This window comes from Kordiimonas sp. SCSIO 12610, from assembly GCF_024398015.1.
Lineage (GTDB): Bacteria > Pseudomonadota > Alphaproteobacteria > Sphingomonadales > Kordiimonadaceae > CANLMI01.
In genome coordinates, this window is the sequence record NZ_CP073747.1 from 2,845,587 (window position 1) to 2,862,807 (window position 17,221).

9 protein-coding genes are annotated in these 17,221 nt (G+C 44.0%); 6 read left to right on the forward strand and 3 right to left on the reverse strand.

The annotated features are described in order from the left end of the window. Nucleotides 1-289 precede the first annotated feature (289 nt). Nucleotides 290-1,267: a cytochrome-c peroxidase gene (locus KFF44_RS13200; RefSeq protein WP_255934936.1), complete on the forward strand. Its 978-nt coding sequence runs from the start codon at nucleotides 290-292 to the stop codon at nucleotides 1,265-1,267. Next, nucleotides 1,260-2,924: an ATP-binding protein gene (locus KFF44_RS13205; protein WP_255934937.1), complete on the forward strand. Its 1,665-nt coding sequence runs from the start codon at nucleotides 1,260-1,262 to the stop codon at nucleotides 2,922-2,924. The genes KFF44_RS13200 and KFF44_RS13205 overlap by 8 nt, the downstream gene beginning before the upstream one ends. 124 nt (nucleotides 2,925-3,048) lie before the next feature. Here the strand turns inward: KFF44_RS13205 and KFF44_RS13210 are convergent, their stop codons facing one another. Continuing rightward, nucleotides 3,049-5,139 carry a S9 family peptidase gene (locus KFF44_RS13210; protein ID WP_255934938.1) on the reverse strand — a complete coding sequence of 697 codons (2,091 nt, stop codon included), beginning with the start codon at nucleotides 5,137-5,139 and terminating at the stop codon, nucleotides 3,049-3,051. Nucleotides 5,140-5,160: 21 nt separating this feature from the next. After that, a complete protein-coding gene (locus KFF44_RS13215) occupies nucleotides 5,161-7,224 on the reverse strand; it encodes a S9 family peptidase (RefSeq protein ID WP_255934939.1) in 2,064 nt (687 codons plus the stop codon). Between the two features lie 282 nt (nucleotides 7,225-7,506). Between KFF44_RS13215 and KFF44_RS13220 the strand changes: the two genes are divergently transcribed. The 4 genes from KFF44_RS13220 (at nucleotide 7,507) to KFF44_RS13235 (ending at nucleotide 16,263) form a co-directional block, all read left to right on the forward strand. Further along, complete coding sequence (locus KFF44_RS13220) at nucleotides 7,507-9,981, forward strand: zinc-dependent metalloprotease (RefSeq protein WP_255934940.1); 2,475 nt, start codon at nucleotides 7,507-7,509, stop codon at nucleotides 9,979-9,981. 103 nt (nucleotides 9,982-10,084) lie between these two features. Then, nucleotides 10,085-11,371, forward strand: coding sequence for a hypothetical protein (locus KFF44_RS13225; protein WP_255934941.1), 1,287 nt, complete (start codon nucleotides 10,085-10,087; stop codon nucleotides 11,369-11,371). Nucleotides 11,372-11,454: 83 nt separating this feature from the next. Then, nucleotides 11,455-12,675 carry a phosphatidylinositol-specific phospholipase C1-like protein gene (locus tag KFF44_RS13230; protein ID WP_255934942.1) on the forward strand — a complete coding sequence of 407 codons (1,221 nt, stop codon included), beginning with the start codon at nucleotides 11,455-11,457 and terminating at the stop codon, nucleotides 12,673-12,675. A gap of 267 nt (nucleotides 12,676-12,942) precedes the next feature. Beyond that, nucleotides 12,943-16,263: a glycosyl hydrolase gene (locus KFF44_RS13235; RefSeq protein WP_255934943.1), complete on the forward strand. Its 3,321-nt coding sequence runs from the start codon at nucleotides 12,943-12,945 to the stop codon at nucleotides 16,261-16,263. Between the two features lie 123 nt (nucleotides 16,264-16,386). Here KFF44_RS13235 and KFF44_RS13240 read toward each other — a convergent pair whose 3' ends face one another. Next, complete coding sequence (locus KFF44_RS13240) at nucleotides 16,387-17,112, reverse strand: AraC family transcriptional regulator (RefSeq protein ID WP_255934944.1); 726 nt, start codon at nucleotides 17,110-17,112, stop codon at nucleotides 16,387-16,389. Nucleotides 17,113-17,221: the final 109 nt, after the last annotated feature.

A 17,221-nucleotide genomic window follows, 5' to 3' on the forward strand; every position in this document is an offset into this window, starting at 1 on the left:
CGTATTTGAAATCGAAAGTTTGAGAAATCAGCCTTAGTAGAAATTATCTATATCGCACCTATCGCTATCAAAGTTGGGCTAAATAATTTTACCCCATCAAATTAAGAGACAATAAAATAAACAAACACTGTATCTTATGTTATTATTTAGAATGTATTGAGCACTAAAGGACAAAGTTATCTCTTATTTTTCTTGGTAACTATTATGTATATTTTAACTCTTGAAACATAAAAGATATTCAATCGACCTTGAATACTATCCGATAAATTGGGTTAAAGGAATATTCCGCATGTCGCGTTATTTTCATATAATAATTGCAAGGCTGCTTCTTTGCTGTGCCGTTTCAGGCCCAACGCTCGCCCAAAGCCCTGCCCCCAATACCTCAACGAGAAACGAACCTATACTTCCATTATTTGCTGTCGAAGGCTTGGACAATCGTAAAGTTAGCCTTGGTGAAAAGCTGTTCCATGACCCCTTATTGTCTCGTGACCAGAAACGATCCTGTGCAAGCTGCCATGACATTGCTAAAGGTGGTGCCGATAAAGAGGCCTTTTCCTATGGGTACGGAAATCAGGAGTCGCTCTATAATTCACCAACAATCTTGAACTTAGAATTTAATTACTATGTTTTTTGGCGTGGTAATATGCATCTCCTTGATAAGTCCATGGACCGGGCATTAATGAACCCGAAAACCATGGCGATGGATTGGGATACCTTGCTCGAAAGGCTTAAAAAACACCCATCCTATCCCGATAAGTTTAAAGTCATTTATTCAGACGCTATTTCTGTTGATAATGTGCGCGACGCTGTGAATGAATATCAACGAAGTCTCGTTTCGCTAAATGCGCCGTTTGATCAATGGCTCAAAGGTGACGACGAGGCCTTATCAGCGCAAGAACTAAGAGGCTATCAAAGTTTTAAAACACTAGGATGTATCTCTTGCCATAATGGAAAAAATGTTGGTGGCACATTGCTAATGCAGTTTGGTGTATACTCCAATGAAGCAATCCAAAACGAACGGGATCAAGGAAGATTTCTGTTAACCGGGAACGAAAGAGATAAATACACTTTCCGGGTTCCAAGTCTCAGGAATGTAGCACTAACGGCCCCCTATTTTCATGATGGCAGAGCAACAACACTGGAAGGCGCCGTAGAAATTATGGCACAAATTCAATTAGGCCGAACGCTTAGCGCACAAGAAACACAGGATATTGTTGCTTTTCTTCACACACTCACTGGGCAGATGCCAGAAGTCAACTATGATTAAAAGAGCAAGATTCCATATTATTATAATAATATTATTTTCTCTGGCGTTCTTATTTTTAACCCAGTCCGAGCAGCCCATTGCTCATGAAGATTACGATCAAACCATTAGAGACTTATCAGCGCTAGAATTGCTACAGGCAGATATTGTTTCTAGGGCGCTCAATATAAATAGCAACTCTACTATTCATCATGATGATATCACGACGTCACTGAGAGCAATAGAACAGCAGCATAATTCCTTACTTATAGAATATGAGGAGGCCAAAGGCTTTCCAAGGTTTGGGAGTGCACTAGCAACACACCAAGATGACTTGATCGAGTTTATCTCCGCTGTAAACATTTTACGCTCTGACGCTGCTGTCGCACAAAACGCGTTTATCTATTTAACCACAACAGCACGGCAGCGCTCCAAGGAGCTACTTCAACAAGGAAATCTGCGCGAAGCGGTCGCCCTTGAACAACTCGTTTCTGAAACGGTTAGGTTTTTCTTTCTTTATGATGCCGATCAACAAGTTAAAGCTGAAGATGCTTACAGAGCATACCAACAAATAAATCAGACGGCCCAAGGCATAGAAAACCTAGCAATTATCAAATATGCTGAAATACTACTTGAGAGAAAACCTGACCTTGATGAAAAGTTAAGGCAAATCATCAATCATGATTACCAGCGCCATATATCCAGCCTGATGACGATATATCAATTTGAATATGCTGAACTGTTAGATAAATCAAACTCGTATAGAGACGGTCTCACTATTCTCTATATCCTGCTGGTTATCTATACCATTTTTGTTATCTACCGACTGTTCAAACTTTATTCGACACTGGAACAAACCATCCGCAAACGTACTGAAAAATTGGAACATACCAATAAAAGCTTAAAACGGGAGGTTATGCGGCGCGAACAGATTGAAACAGACCTAATCGAAGCGAAGCAAACTGCAGAGATATCTAATCTTTCGAAAACAATGTTTTTAGCAAACATGAGCCATGAGCTAAGAACCCCTCTTAATGCGATCATCGGTTTTTCGGAATTTATACGGGAACATACAACGAAATCACTGACCCCTCAAAAAGTATCAGAATATGCAAATGACATTTTTCTAGCGGGAACCCATTTACTTGCGGTCATCAATGATATCCTGGACTTATCCCAGATCGAAACGGGGGAAATGCAGCTCTTCGAGAAACAGTGCAATATGGCTGACATCGTTGCACAATCGTTGATACTGGTGGAAGAAAGAAGGTCAAAATCCAACATTACAGTAGAAAACAAGCTTCAAGGCCAAAATCTCCTACTCATGGTCGATGACCGCCGCTTCAAGCAAGTTCTGGTCAATATATTAACAAACGCCATTAAATTTACCCCAAGATTAGGCGTAGTTATCATTGACGGATACAAAAACGACACTGGGTCATTTACTCTCGTTATCTCGGACACTGGTATTGGTATCGAAAAAGATATGATTCCAGTTGTTCTTGAACCATTCAAACAGGTGGAAAACAGCCTAAGCCGAAGCCACGAAGGAACTGGCCTCGGACTTCCAATATCCAAACAAATCATTGAATTACACGGCGGAGAACTTCAGATTGAAAGCAACCTTGGATCAGGAACCTCAATCATCATTACCCTACCAACTGAACGTTTACTCAGCTAAAAATATAATTCATTCGCTTATTATAACGCATCCCCATTACAACAGAACATGCGAATAAACACCCCCAAAACATACAGCATATCATGTCTGAGCTAAATCTTAATCGATCCAATGCACCGGCAAATTAATTAGCCTGTGTAGGCTTATGGCTTTTGCCCAACATTTTTTCTTTTTCCATATATAACAGTGTATCCGTCGGATTGTTTTTCAGTAGGAATTGCTCCACAATCTCAAGATATTTCCGTCTAAGGGCCACAGAGTTTAGATTGTGTCTCACCTCAGGGAACTCGTAATAAGCAAATGACTTTTTAGCCTTCTTTAACGCTTTGGCAAACCTTTGTGATTGTTTAATCGAATGGTACGTATCATCCTCACCATGCATTAACAAAATAGGTGCACTAACATTTTCTGTGTAGTGTATCGGCGAAAGTGTACTCAACTCTTTCTTTTTTTTATCACCTGCAACTCGTCTATAATAAGCTGACTTTGTCCCTTTCACACCATCATCTTTAAACATGAGTTTTAGATCACTAACGCCGCTCCATGATATCGCACATCTATATGCATCAGGGTCCATCGACGCCCCCATTAACGCTGCATATCCTCCATAAAGGCGTCCTAAGATACAAACACTATCTTCCTTCGCATAACCTTCATCAACCGCCCAATACACTGCATCTACAAGATCTTTTTGCATATCACCGCCCCACTCACCGTGTCCAAGGCTTGCAAATCTATCTCCGTAGCCCGCAGAGCCCCGATAGTTAGGCTGAACAACAACATATCCTCGGTTAGCAAGAAACTGAGCAGTATATTGCCAGCCCCAATAATCTCTACCAGTTGAGTCAGCATGCGGTATTATAATTGTCGGCAGCGGTTCCCCAGAAAAATTAAGAGGTAACGTGACATAACCTGAAATTTGGACACCATCCCGCGCCATAAAGGACATTGGCTTAACTTCAGCCATCTCATTAATTTCAATGTCAGGCAATTTGGTACCAAGGAAACTTAACGACTTTTTATCAACATTATAATGATAGAAAGATCCTGGTTCACGGTCGCTTTGCGATAAAACGATCATGTTCTTTTCATCACTACTCCTTGAAATAATTAGGACATCTGTTTGGAGTGCTTTTTCCAGACCTTTTATGGTTGCTTTATATTTTTTATCAAAAAAGACTTTCTCACGTTTTCCATCATGATAGATGGCCGCCAGTGGTTTTGCATCTGTATAAGAATAAACAAGGCTAGAGACATCAACCTCATCATGCTCATAAATCTTGCCATCCAGTTCTCCACTGGAAATATCAAACTTGAAAATGGCGTCTCGGCCTGTTGCCAGGGATGACAGGACATAAAATTCATTCGGTCCACTTCCAAACATTAACGGAGAGAACTTTCCCTCTTCAAATAACTCATTATCGCTAAGTCTTTTCCAATCCTCATCATTTTCGCCTCGAATGACCATAACACTTTTGCCTTTACGGTCCTCACCATAACCAAATCGTATGTTGCCCCCCTGATCTGAGAACCAATCATTCAACTTAACGCCGGAAATTTTTGGCGATTTCATATAGAGCTGCATATCTCCGTTATAAATATTCAATTTATAAACGTCGGAAACTTCGCCCCTTTGATAATTTTGCGCCCAGTTCTTGTTGCGTGGCTTACTAACCAAGACATGATTTGGGTCGTCTCTCCAGACATTAATAATGTCAGCAGCACTGAAATGACGCATGCTTTGCCCAGCTTTTGAACCATCGGTACGAAGTTCAATAATATCCTTACCGTCACGGCTTGAGGAATATAAAACACTGCCCCAGACTTTATATCGAGTTCCTTTAATTTTGGCTCTGACATGCATCTTTATCAACAAACGGTCGTCACTGGCCCAGTAGACTTCACCAATGCGGTGCGTTTTCTTAAGCTTGCCTTTGACACTCATTAAAACTGAACGAGCCCCAAGGCCATTGTCAGTCAAATCCGCAACCATCAAGTAACTTTCACCTTTAGTATTCATGACATAGACAATAGACTTGCCATCAGGTGAAAGCCGCACATCATTAACAAGCGATTCTGCTACAAATGCATTTATAGGAATTATTTTGTGGTCTTTTTCCGATGTCTTTTCTTCATCTGCAACTGCAACCACATTGTTAGTCAAAATGCCCAGGCTACATGCTGTTACAATCAAACTTCCAATTATATGTTTCATTTTATTCCCCCAATTGACAGGTTAATTGATCTTGGCGCGAAGACTTGCTGTCGGATTATGTTCTGTAAGAAAACTTTCAAGAGCCTCGAGAAATTGTCGCTGAGACGCAGGTGTTTCAGGGCTGTGGCCTAAACCAGGTATCTCGATATATTTAAAATTCTCTTTTTTATTTTTTTTAAGTGCTTTCACGAGAAGTCGGGATTGCTCGATATAAACAATATCATCCTCCACCCCGTGCATAAGTAATAAAGGCTGGTTAATCTTTTTCACTTGAAAACGTGGAGAGATTTTGCGCAATTCTTTCTTCGTCTTTCCACCCGTAACACGCCAATACCATGAGCTTTTTTTGGTATATGCGTCATCCTGCTCAAGAATGAGCTTAAGATCTGTCACGGGTGCCCACGCGACCGCACATTTAAACTTATCCGGATCACTAACAATACCCATAAGCGCCGCATAACCGCCGTAGCTGCCCCCTACCACGCATATGGTATCTTTACGTGTATAGCCATTGCGGACCAACCATTTCGCAGCGTCTGCAACATCTTGTTGCATGTCACCTCCCCATTCACCGTATCCGAGCGCAGTGAAACGTCCACCAAAGCCTGTAGACCCACGAAAGTTTGGCTGCAATACAATATACCCGCGATTTGTTAGAAACTGTACCCAAGTATCCCACCCTTGATAGTCTCTCGCATAAGGTCCGCCATGCGGCATGACTATTGCCGGCCGTTTCTCGCCTTCCTCGTAGTCGACAGGGGTGCTTAAATAAGCAGGAATATCAATACCATCGCGAGCAGAATAGACGACTGGCTGCATAGAAGACATTCGCTCACTATCTATAGCAGAATTAATAGGACCGATTTCAAACCCTCTTTGCTCCACATTGTCATAAAACCATATGGTACCGGGACTTCTATTATCCTCAACAAATACAATCGAACGCTGCTCATCTAGGCTTTGGCTGCCCATATAAATTTCGCCAACATCTCCAGTAACTTCGTGGATAGTATCAATCATACTGCCAAAAGCGGGGTCGTAAATTGTGCGTTCAAAGACCTGGTCATTGTGAGCAACTCCAAGAACCTTGCCACCGACAAATGAATAATAGAGAAATGCAGCGTCTTTTTTAGGATCATTAAAAATTGGCTTCTTAAGTCTTCCACGTTTCATATCAAATTGATAAATTGCGGTTCGACCAGTCGCATATGAACTGGATACATATAGTTCATCGTCTGCTTTACCGAAAAACATGGGGTCGAACTTACCTTTTTCGAAAAGCTCATTATCATCAAGCCTCTTCCACTGGCTTTCAGGGCTTCTTCGAACCAGCATAATAGCCTTCTCTTCGGCGTCCTCACCGTAACCCAGCCGGATATTACCATCATAATCAGCAAGCCAGGTGTACATTTGAGCACCTTCAATATCATGCTTTGGTGTTATTTCCTCGCGGGCAGCAGTTCGAATATTGAGCCGAAAAATATCTGTTACAATATCTTCTTCATCGTCATTCCCTTTTTTGGGAGTTTCAATCACACGCTCCAAGAGAACAAAGTCTGCTTCTTTGGGCAAAAGGTGAATGATACGAAAATACACCCTCTCGGATTTCTTTTTAGTTCGCTTTCTGCGTTTCTTATTTTGCTTTTCCGAGGGCTGTTCTGCGGGAATATCAAATAATTTTAATTGGTTCTGGCCGTTATAATCGACTGCAAAAATTTCAATCGACGGCTTTTCGTCAATTAGAGGTAGTGAGCCGGAATATGAAGTGTATTGAACGATAACTCGATCATTATCTGCCCAAAATACTCTATGCCGATAAACATTGTCTGGAACCGAAATACGATGTGAGACCGCATACCCATCAACATCAATGGCGCCAATTTCGATGGTGTTAACGCCTGCATCATGACGGCTAATTAATAACCGCGACCCTTCTGGATTAAGTCTGGGTGCGCTTATTTCTGGGCGGGCAGCGAAATTTTCAACGGGAATTAATTCTAATGACTTTTTTTCAATTACTGTTTTAGCACTAAGGTTTGTTTGGCAAAGAAACAACAACAGAAAAATAGACAAAACAATACGCACAGCTTCCCCCTAAGATTGCATTTTTAATTAATCTCACACTTTCGTGATTGAATGCAAGATTTTTTTATACGCGACTTTATTGCCCATGCATTCACGTTGATGGCCAAAATGCATATATTCTGCCGACCTGAAAATGGATCAATCTACGCCTAACTGTTTGCTGAGAACATTCGTTCGCCTCTATAACTATAGATTAGATTTTGTCACAACTCCGTGACTGCCATTCCAAATTGAAGCGTTTCTGATTAAAACCTCCGCAACGGGACACTTTTGGAGGGCTTTATGCATAAAATTACCCAACTGGCATGCGCCGTAAGCATGCTGGCGCTTTCTACTTCACTTTCAGCAACTTCTGATTTTGGTTTATCACCTGATCTGCTAGGAAAATCTTCACTGCAGGAAAAAACCGAGAAACCGGCAGCAAAACAAGACGCACCGGCAAAAGCAGACGATAAAAAAGAAAAAAAGAAAAAATCAAAAATCAAAAAATACGAAGACGTTATCACTGACAAGGCTGTAACGAAGGTCGGTGTATTCACAACACACAAAGTTGACGGCAAAGTATATTTTGAAATCCCTGAGGCGCAGTTAGGCCGCGAATTCGTTTGGCAGATCAAAGTTGCAGGTATTCAAACAGCAAAAGGCCTGATTAGCGCGGATTCTGCACGTCAGTATATCTATTTTGAGCGCATTGATGATAATTTAGTCCTCCGTGCCAAAGATCATTCCGTGATCAAAAAGGAAGGCGAACCTGAGACGTTCGTTATTAATGCAGCGCACCTTGACGGGTTGTTGGCGAAATTCCCGATCGTTACATTTGGGGAAAACAAAACCCCGGTTATTGATGTAACTGATATTTTCTTGGGTAAAATCAAGGGAATGGAGGGGCTTCGTGATGACAAGATGGATGCAAAATCATCGCTGGTTAAAAACGTAAAGGCGTTCGAGCGCAATATTGAAGCACGTGTTCTTGGTAAATTTACGCGCAAGGCCGGCAAAGAAACAGAGAATGTAACCGCAGAAATCAGACACTCTATCCTGGCATTACCTGACGATCTGATGAAACCTCGCTATTTTAACCACCGCGTTGGTTTCTTTGACGGTCGTTATTCAGATTATAACGGACAGAAAAACAAGGTAGAAACCAAGCGGTTCATCAAACGCTGGCGCCTTGTCAAAAAAGACCCAAATGCTGAATTGAGCGAGCCAGTAGAACCAATTGTATGGTATATTGACCGCGGCACACCAACCCGCTTTATCGAAGCAACCCGCGAAGGTATCGAGTTTTGGCAAGAAGCTTTCGAGCAAGCGGGCTTCAAAAACGCTATCGTCGCGAAAATGGCGCCTACAGTTGAAGAAGATCCTGATTGGGACCCAGAAGACGCCCGTTACGCGGTAATCCGCTGGGTACCGTCGACCATTCCGAACGCACAGGGCCCACATGTTGCCGACCCGCGCACTGGTGAGATCATTGAAGCTGACGTTCGCATGTACCACAATGTGATCAAGCTTATTGAAGAATGGTATTTCGCACAGGCTGGCGCAACTGACCCGCGCGCGAAAAAACTACCACTTCCTGATGATGTCATGCATGATCTTGTTCGGTTTGTCGTCGCCCACGAGGTTGGTCATTCGATTGGCCTTCATCATAACTTCCTTGGCTCGAACGCATATACTGTCGAACAGCTTCGCGACCCCAATTTTGTCGCGAAAAACGGTGTTGCATCATCAATCATGGATTACGCTCGGTTTAATTATGTTATCCAACCAGAAGATGGTGTTTCACCAATCGACTATGTTCCTGGACCATATGATAAATTTGCTATCGAATGGGGTTATAAGGAATTCCCGGGCAATTTAAGTCCTGACGAAGAAGTTCCTTTACTTAATAAAATCGCAGATCGTCAGCTTACGAATAAAGCTTTTCGCTGGGATTCCTATTCGGCTGGCGCTGCCTATGACCCACGTATTCAAACCGAAGACATTGGTAATGATGCGATTAAGGCAACATCACTTGGTATGAAAAACCTTGAGCGGATCATGGCTAACATCGTTGATGCTGCCACATATGAAGACGGCATGACCTATGATGAGATCAAGGTTGCATACAGCGCACTTGCATCACAGTTTGCTCGTGAACTTGGTCACGTAACCAAATATATTGGTTCCGCAACCTATCATAACGAGCTTGCACAGGGCCATGGAAATACCGAAGTCTATTCCACATACCCGTTGGCAAAACAACGTGAAGCAATGAATTTTATCGCTCAAAACGCATTCAAACTACCTTCATTCTGGAAAAACGAAGCCGTTCTTCAGCGCGTCGGATATGATTTTTATATCGATACCGTTTCACGCTTCGGTACGCGCTCGTTGAACAGGTTACTTTCCCCTGCTGTTGCAGATCGACTTGTAAAGTTTGAAGCCGCAGGCCTCGAAGTATATAGCCCTGTTGCACTTTACAACGATGTTCGCGAGGCTGTATTTGAGGAAGTCAGTGATCGTAAGCCAAATGTTGGGGCCTATCGTCGTAATCTTCAGTCAACGATGGTCAACATACTCATCAATGGCTTAGAAGCACCGAGTGGCCGTGCAAAGGATGCTGTTAGCGAAGAATATAGATCGCTGGCTCGTGCAACACTCAGCAAGCTGGAAAAAGACCTGAGTAAAGCAGCATCAAAGAATGCGAATTCCATTACAGGCATTCATTTCCAGAATTTGGCTAGTAAAATTTTGGAAGCACTCGATACTAATTAAAACAACCACTAAAGGGCGGATCAAATTCCGCCCTTTTTTGTATCAATCACTGATAACATGACAGCTTATCAATCGGTAAACTTACATGTGGGGAGAAATAACTATGATTATGATAAAGAAGGCATCCAATAGACTATTTGCATATACTGCTACAGTCTTAACCGTGATCATGTTTTTCACAGCACCTACACTGGCACAGCAGACGCAGGCTGATGCCTTCACTCGCTATGAACTTCTTGCCCCCACCTCACAAAGTTTCCGTATCTATTATTACGTCAGTGCAACACGTGAAGGTGCCACCCGCTTTTATAATCAAATCAGGCCAGGTAGCGAGCCCGACGTACACGGTGTTTATGACCGAATGAGTGGTGAAAACCTTAACTGGGCTATCGTGGACGGAAATGACGCAAAAGGAAGCGGACTTATTCCAAACGCACAGCCCGACTTTCAGTATATACGCGTTGATCTTAATCGCCCTGTCCCAAATGAAGGGCGCGGCAGGCTTTTGATCGATAAAACCTACAAAGATGCTAAAAGCTACTTTGAAAAGGACGGTACTCTTATTTTTTCCCGCACATTAGGTGTAAAGCGAAATTCTGTTATTCTTCCGCTTAACTACGAGCTGATTTCAGTTAACTACCCATCCCAGGTTATTTTACGCGAGGATGGCAGGCTTGAACTTAGCTTCATAAATCCGGGCACCATCGGCGTTCCTTATGAAGTGAAAGCACGTCCAATTCAAGCCGGTATTTTGTCGGTCAAACTGGATAAAACGAGCACAAATTCAAACAAACAAACGTCCACGCGCGATGTCGCTAGAGTTGATTATGATATCCCTCAACGCGCCTCACAGACACGCGATATATTTTATTTCCTCCAAGAACCTGAAAGTAACTCCTTCCGCCTTTATCACGATTATGAGGAAAAACGCGAAGGTATAGACCGTTATCTTAATGTGGTGCGTCCGGGCAGCAAGGCCTCTAATCCATCAGCGAAAATACTCGATACCGGCGAGGTCCTGAAAGTTGAGACACTGCACGGCGAAGAGATCACTAATCGCGGGATTGATATAGGCGAACCCGTTACTAACAAAACCGAACTTGTAGCAATCTGGTTTGATCCTGTTGAAACCGGCCAAAGCAAACTACTTCGAATTGAGGAAACTTACACAGACGCTGGCCGATATTTCCTGACCAATAAAGACGAATTTTTATGGGACCGTAGTTTTGGCAGGTCCAGAAACACCGTCATTCTACCAGCAGGCTGGGTTTTAACCGAGAGCTCGATACCTGCGAGCGTTAACATGAGGCAGGATGGCCGAACCCAGTTAAACTTTGTGAACGGTCGCCCCGACAATATTGAGGTGCTTATCAGAGGGCGCCGACGCTAGTTTTAGATAGGTGTCCCCGGTCATGATATTAAGTATGAAATTTACTTACTCCCCAAAATTGCTAGGTCTATCAAAGTCTTCATATGCGCACTAAACTTATCTTATTACTACTAGCATGTGTCACAATTGGTGTATCCTATGCCTATTACACTATTTTCCATACTGTCACACCCTACGGTAATCATTATGATTTGAATGTATCAGCTCCCCTTATTTCCCGCCTGCGAGGAAAAAGTGAGGGGCCGCCATCATCCCGGTCTCATCCTCTCAAGCTAAATGACATTCAGGCTGTTGGCTCCCATAACAGCTATAAACAGTCTGTTCCGCATGTTGAAATGGCCCTTATAAGGCAATCGTCAGAGGATGCTGCAAAAGCACTTGATTATTCGCATCTACCCCTCTCTGACCAACTTGATCTTGGCATGCGACAGCTGGAGATTGATATTTATTATGACCCAAACGGTGGACTTTACAGCGATCCTTTATTACCGCGTATCACTTCCCTATTACCCGGTGCGAAAGAGTATGATGCAACGAAGCTTGCTAGCCCTGGCTATAAGGTTATGCATGCACAAGACGTTGACCCCCGATCCAGTTGCTTGCTTTTTATTGAGTGTCTTACACAAATCAGGAACTGGTCAATAAACCGTCCTGATCATGCCCCTATCCTGATTTTATTGAACACAAAAGACAGTAAGCTCGATATTCCGGGAACTGTTGTTCCTCTCAAATTCACAGAGGAGGCTTTTGATGACCTTGACCGTGAAACCTTAGAGGTTTTCAGCCATAATGATTTAATCACACCAGACCATGTTCGCGGTTCTTACCCAACATTACGCGAAGCGGTCGTCGCAGATAACTGGCCAATGTTTGAAGCGGCACGGGGAAGAGTTATGTTTGCCTTAGACGCGAGACCGGAAATCGTTAAAAAATACATGAGAGGCAAGAAATCGCTAGAAGGTCTACCCATTTTTGTAAATAGCATAAGCACTGATGCCGATCACGCGGCATATTTCACGGTAAATAACCCGGTTGAACAACAAGCCCATATCCAACAGCTCGTAAAACATGGCTTTATCGTTAGAACACGCGCTGACGCAGATACCAAAGAAGCGCGTATGAATGAAACGCAAAGGCGCGAAGCGGCCTTTGCATCAGGTGCGCACTATATTTCTACAGATTATTATCTTCCGCGGCACGAATGGGGCAATTATTATGTGGAAAACAAAGGACAAAGTGTCGTTGCTTGTAACCCTGTTCGGCTATCAGTTGAGTGTTTACCTAATACTAAAAGCAATGATTAAAAGTATCGTGGATTTATTCACTAACTATCTTCTGTCTATATTATTTTTATGCCGGTATGCATTTTATCCAATTCTATCGACAACAAGAATAAGTGATATGCATCAGAATTGCCTCATAGAATAGAATATGTAAAACTGCGGCGCAGTGGGTTAGGGGTTATGTTATAGCGCGATCAAATTCAGCTTTTAGAAAGCTGATGCCAAACAATACTCCAAAACATTTATAAATTTTATCGGTCTATGTCACGAGCCTAACGGGAGGATTATATGACAAACCAGTCCATCAAGCCACGACTGAAGAAATGGCTTACCGCATCATTTCTAGTACCGGCCTATATGGCAGCAACCAGCATGGCATTCGCGCCTAGCGCATACGCACAGAAAGATTCCAAAAAAGACGAAGGTCCGCTCTCTTCTGCAACTTTTAGCGGCATTAAGCTGCGTAATATTGGCCCTGCTTTCATGTCTGGCCGGATCGCGGATATCGATATTGATCAGACAGATCCAGCAACATGGTATGTCTCTGTCGCGTCTGGCGGTGTTTGGAAAACAGAGAACGCTGGGACAACCTGGAAATCAATCTTTGATGGTCAAAATAGCTATTCGATTGGCTCGCTCGCGATCGACCCTAGCAACAAAAACGTCATTTGGGTTGGTACTGGTGAAAACAATGGTGGTCGTCATATTGGGTTTGGCGACGGTATCTATCGGTCTGCAGATGGTGGCAAAACCTGGAAAAACATGGGCCTAAAAGGGTCTGAACATATATCCGAAATCATCATTCACCCGGAAGACCCGAACACTGTATGGGTGGCATCCCAAGGTCCGCTTTGGTCGAAAGGTGGCGAACGCGGTGTTTTCAAAACCACAGACGGCGGCAAAACATGGAAAAATGTTTTAGCTGAAGGCCCTTGGACCGGCGTAACATCGATGGTTATCGATCCACGTGATCCTAATCGCCTTTATGCCGCTACTTGGCAGCACCAACGAACCGTCGCGGCATACATCGGCGCTGGGCCAGAAAGCGGTCTTCACATGTCAGAGGATGGTGGTGAGACCTGGACAAAGCTCACTAACGGACTACCCAAAGGTAACCTGGGTAAAACCGGTATGGCGATATCACCAATGAACCCTGACGTTGTTTATGCAGCGATTGAAACGGACCAACGCACAGGTGGTCTATGGCGATCTGAAGATCGCGGCGCAAGCTGGACGAAAATGTCTGACATGGTCGCTGGCGGTACTGGCCCACACTATTATCAGGAACTATACGCAAGCCCACACGAATTTGACAAAATTTATCTCGCGAACAACCTGACACAGGTTTCAGATGATGGCGGCAAAACATGGCGCACGCTTCAACTTCAATATAAGCATGTTGATGATCACGCTGTTGCGTTCCACCCAACAGATCCAGACTATCTGATCGTTGGCTCTGATGGTGGTCTTTATGAAAGCCATGACGCTGAAACAAGCTGGCGTTATATTTCGAACCTGCCTGTCACACAATTTTACAAGGTGGCAGCAGATGATGCAGAGCCATTTTATTTTGTTTATGGCGGCACACAGGATAACTCCACACAAGGAGCGCCCTCGCGTACAGACAACCGTCATGGCATCCGAAATTCTGACTGGTTCATCACACTTTTTGCTGACGGGCACCAGCCAGCAACCGAACCCGGCAATCCGGATATCGTGTATTCGCATTGGCAGCAAGGTAACCTCGTCCGTGCAGACCGAAAAACTGGTGAGGTCGTGCACATCCAACCGCAGCCAAAGCCAGGTGACCCGGCAGAGCGCTTTAACTGGGATGCACCGATTTATGTGAGTGCACACGACCCTAAGCGTATCTATCATGCGTCACAGCGCCTGTGGCGCTCGAACGACCGCGGCGATAGCTGGACACCAATTTCGCCAGACCTTACCCGCAATCAGGACCGGATGCTGCTTCCTGTTATGGATCGCCAGTGGTCTTGGGAAGCGGGTTGGGACCTTCTAGCCATGTCAAACTATAACAGCATCACATCTGTGGGTGAATCGCCCCTTGATGAGAACACGCTTTATGTTGGCACTGATGATGGTCTTATTCAGGTAACAACCGATGGCGGTCAAACATGGCGTAAAACAGAGGTTGGTGATCTGCCCGGCGTTCCTGATACAGCGTTCGTCAACGACATCCGCGCTGACCTTCATGACCCGAATACGGTTTATGTGGCACTTGATAACCATAAGTACGGTGACTACAAACCATACCTCCTCAAGAGTACCAACAAAGGTCGCTCTTGGAAGTCTATGACCGCTAATCTGGAAGATCGTCACCTTGTGTGGCGGATCGTGCAGGATCATGTTGATCCAAATCTCTTATTTCTCGCGACTGAATTCGGTATTTTCTTCACAATCGACGGCGGTGATAAATGGGTAGAGCTTACTGGTGGGTCACCAACTATCTCATACCGTGATGTTGTGATCCAGCGCCGTGAAAACGATCTGGTTGCCGGTAGCTTTGGACGCGGTATTTTCATCCTTGATGATTACACACCACTCAGAAACCTTGATAAAGACGACCTTGATAAAGATGCGCTTTTATTCGGTGGCCGCAAAGCCTGGTGGTATATCGAGCGCCACCCACTTGGTTTCTCCGAGGGCGCATCACAGGGTAACAACCTGTTCCGTGCACCAAATCCTGATTTTGGGGCAAACTTCACTTACTACTTGAAAGACGACCTGAAAACAGCCCGTCAGGAACGCCAGGACCGTGAAAAACCGCTTATCAAAGACGGTAAGAACACGCCGTTCCCCGGCTTTGATGTAGTAGAAGAAGAACGCCGCGAAACACCGCCGGAAGTTTGGCTAACGGTTAAAGATAGCGACGGCAATGTCATGCGACGCATCAAAGGTGATACCAAAAAAGGTTTCCACCGCATCGCATGGGATCTACGCACACCTTCACAGTCCGCTGTTGGCAACAACGGCCAAGCAGGTGGTAGCGGTTTCCTTGTAGTTCCGGGCGAATATAATGTAACGCTGTCGAAACGAGTTCGTGGTGAGACAACTGTTCTCGCAGGCCCCGAAACCTTCGAGGTTACACCCCTTAGAAGTGGTGCTCTTAAAGGAGCAGAACCAGCAGAAACGGTTGCTTTCTGGGATCGCCTATCGAAGCTTCAGCGCGGTGTCAGCGCAGCGAATACTGCGCTAGGCAATCTTGATCGTCGTCTAAGTGGCCTGAAAGCAGCATTAGAGAACTCACGTTCTACGCCAGACGCTTTGGACAATGAATGGCAGGCAATTCGAACCGAAGTTCATGAACTTGATGCCCTTCTGAACGGTAATCGTACTGTAGGCCGCGGATTTGGGGCTGTTAAGGAAACGATCCAGAGCCGCCTTGGTAAAGCGATGGTCGGAACTGGTCAGTCAACCTATGGACCAACAAAAACACACCTTGAAGTCGTTGGATATGCAGAGGCTGATTTTGCTGATGTTAGGAATCGCATCAACACATTGATGAAGACAACACTTCCTGCGTTTGAAGCGAAATTAATTGATGCAGGTGCTCCGTGGGCACCGGGTGCGGAAATTCCATCACTTTAAACCAAGATTATAATTTCAGAAACAACGAGAGGCGTGCAATTGCGCGCCTTTCCTGCATCCAAACTCTGCTTGATGAAGTGCAATTGAATACCGCAGCGCAGTCACAACAGATTACGAAAAACCTCAACGCTTGCCAAATTTACGAAACGCTAGTGGCGAAAACCCCGTAGCCCTTCTGAACTGACGACTGAAAGCACTTTGGTCTTCATAACCAATGTTGCTGGCGACCTGCACTATCGGAATATCCGTCAATTGTAATTGCTGGCTTGCGTAATCCAGTCGCATTTTCAAGACCCATTGCCCGGTTGTTAGCCCAAAAACCTGACGCATACGCCGATCTAACTGGTATTGGGAAAGATTAGAAATCCTACATAAATCACCAAGACAAGGCGCACTATTTAGATTGTGTTCAACATACTCAACAACAGATTTTAGTTTATCATAATCATCATGCGTTTTATCCGGTGCCCTTAAATCCTGAGATATTCCTGCGAGGCCGACAATGCCCCCTTTGTCATCATAAAGCGGATACTTATTGGTCATACACCATCCAATTGATCGATTTGGATAGGTGTGAAGTTCTAACTGATTAACAATAGAAACGCCGTTCGATAAAACATTATCGTCTTGCGCCTCATAATCAGCCCCCAAAGAGTGCCCCTGCAAGTCGGACGGTTTTCTTCCAATCAAATCACTTTTAGATTTTAACCCACACCTACGGACTAAAGTTTCATTCACAACGACATATTTCCCCAGCATGTCTTTGACAAAAAAAACAGTATCTATCAAACAGTCAAATAATTCTTCTGTTGGCCAATAGCTTTTATTCTGTGCTTGTAAATCGATCATTAGGTATTTTACATATTTCATTTTATGCAAAAAATAAAGTTTGATACCTGATTATTGTCAAGACGTTTTCTTAGCATGATGATAACTTCCATTCATAGATCACCATCAT

Coding starts and splice junctions, on each gene's coding strand:
- KFF44_RS13200 (WP_255934936.1), top strand. CDS start 290: ATGTCGCGTTATTTTCATATAATAATTGCAAGGCTGCTTCTTTGCTGT.
- KFF44_RS13205 (WP_255934937.1), top strand. CDS start 1,260: ATGATTAAAAGAGCAAGATTCCATATTATTATAATAATATTATTTTCT.
- KFF44_RS13210 (WP_255934938.1), bottom strand. CDS start 5,139: ATGAAACATATAATTGGAAGTTTGATTGTAACAGCATGTAGCCTGGGC.
- KFF44_RS13220 (WP_255934940.1), top strand. CDS start 7,507: ATGCATAAAATTACCCAACTGGCATGCGCCGTAAGCATGCTGGCGCTT.
- KFF44_RS13225 (WP_255934941.1), top strand. CDS start 10,085: ATGATTATGATAAAGAAGGCATCCAATAGACTATTTGCATATACTGCT.
- KFF44_RS13230 (WP_255934942.1), top strand. CDS start 11,455: ATGCGCACTAAACTTATCTTATTACTACTAGCATGTGTCACAATTGGT.
- KFF44_RS13235 (WP_255934943.1), top strand. CDS start 12,943: ATGACAAACCAGTCCATCAAGCCACGACTGAAGAAATGGCTTACCGCA.
- KFF44_RS13240 (WP_255934944.1), bottom strand. CDS start 17,112: ATGATCGATTTACAAGCACAGAATAAAAGCTATTGGCCAACAGAAGAA.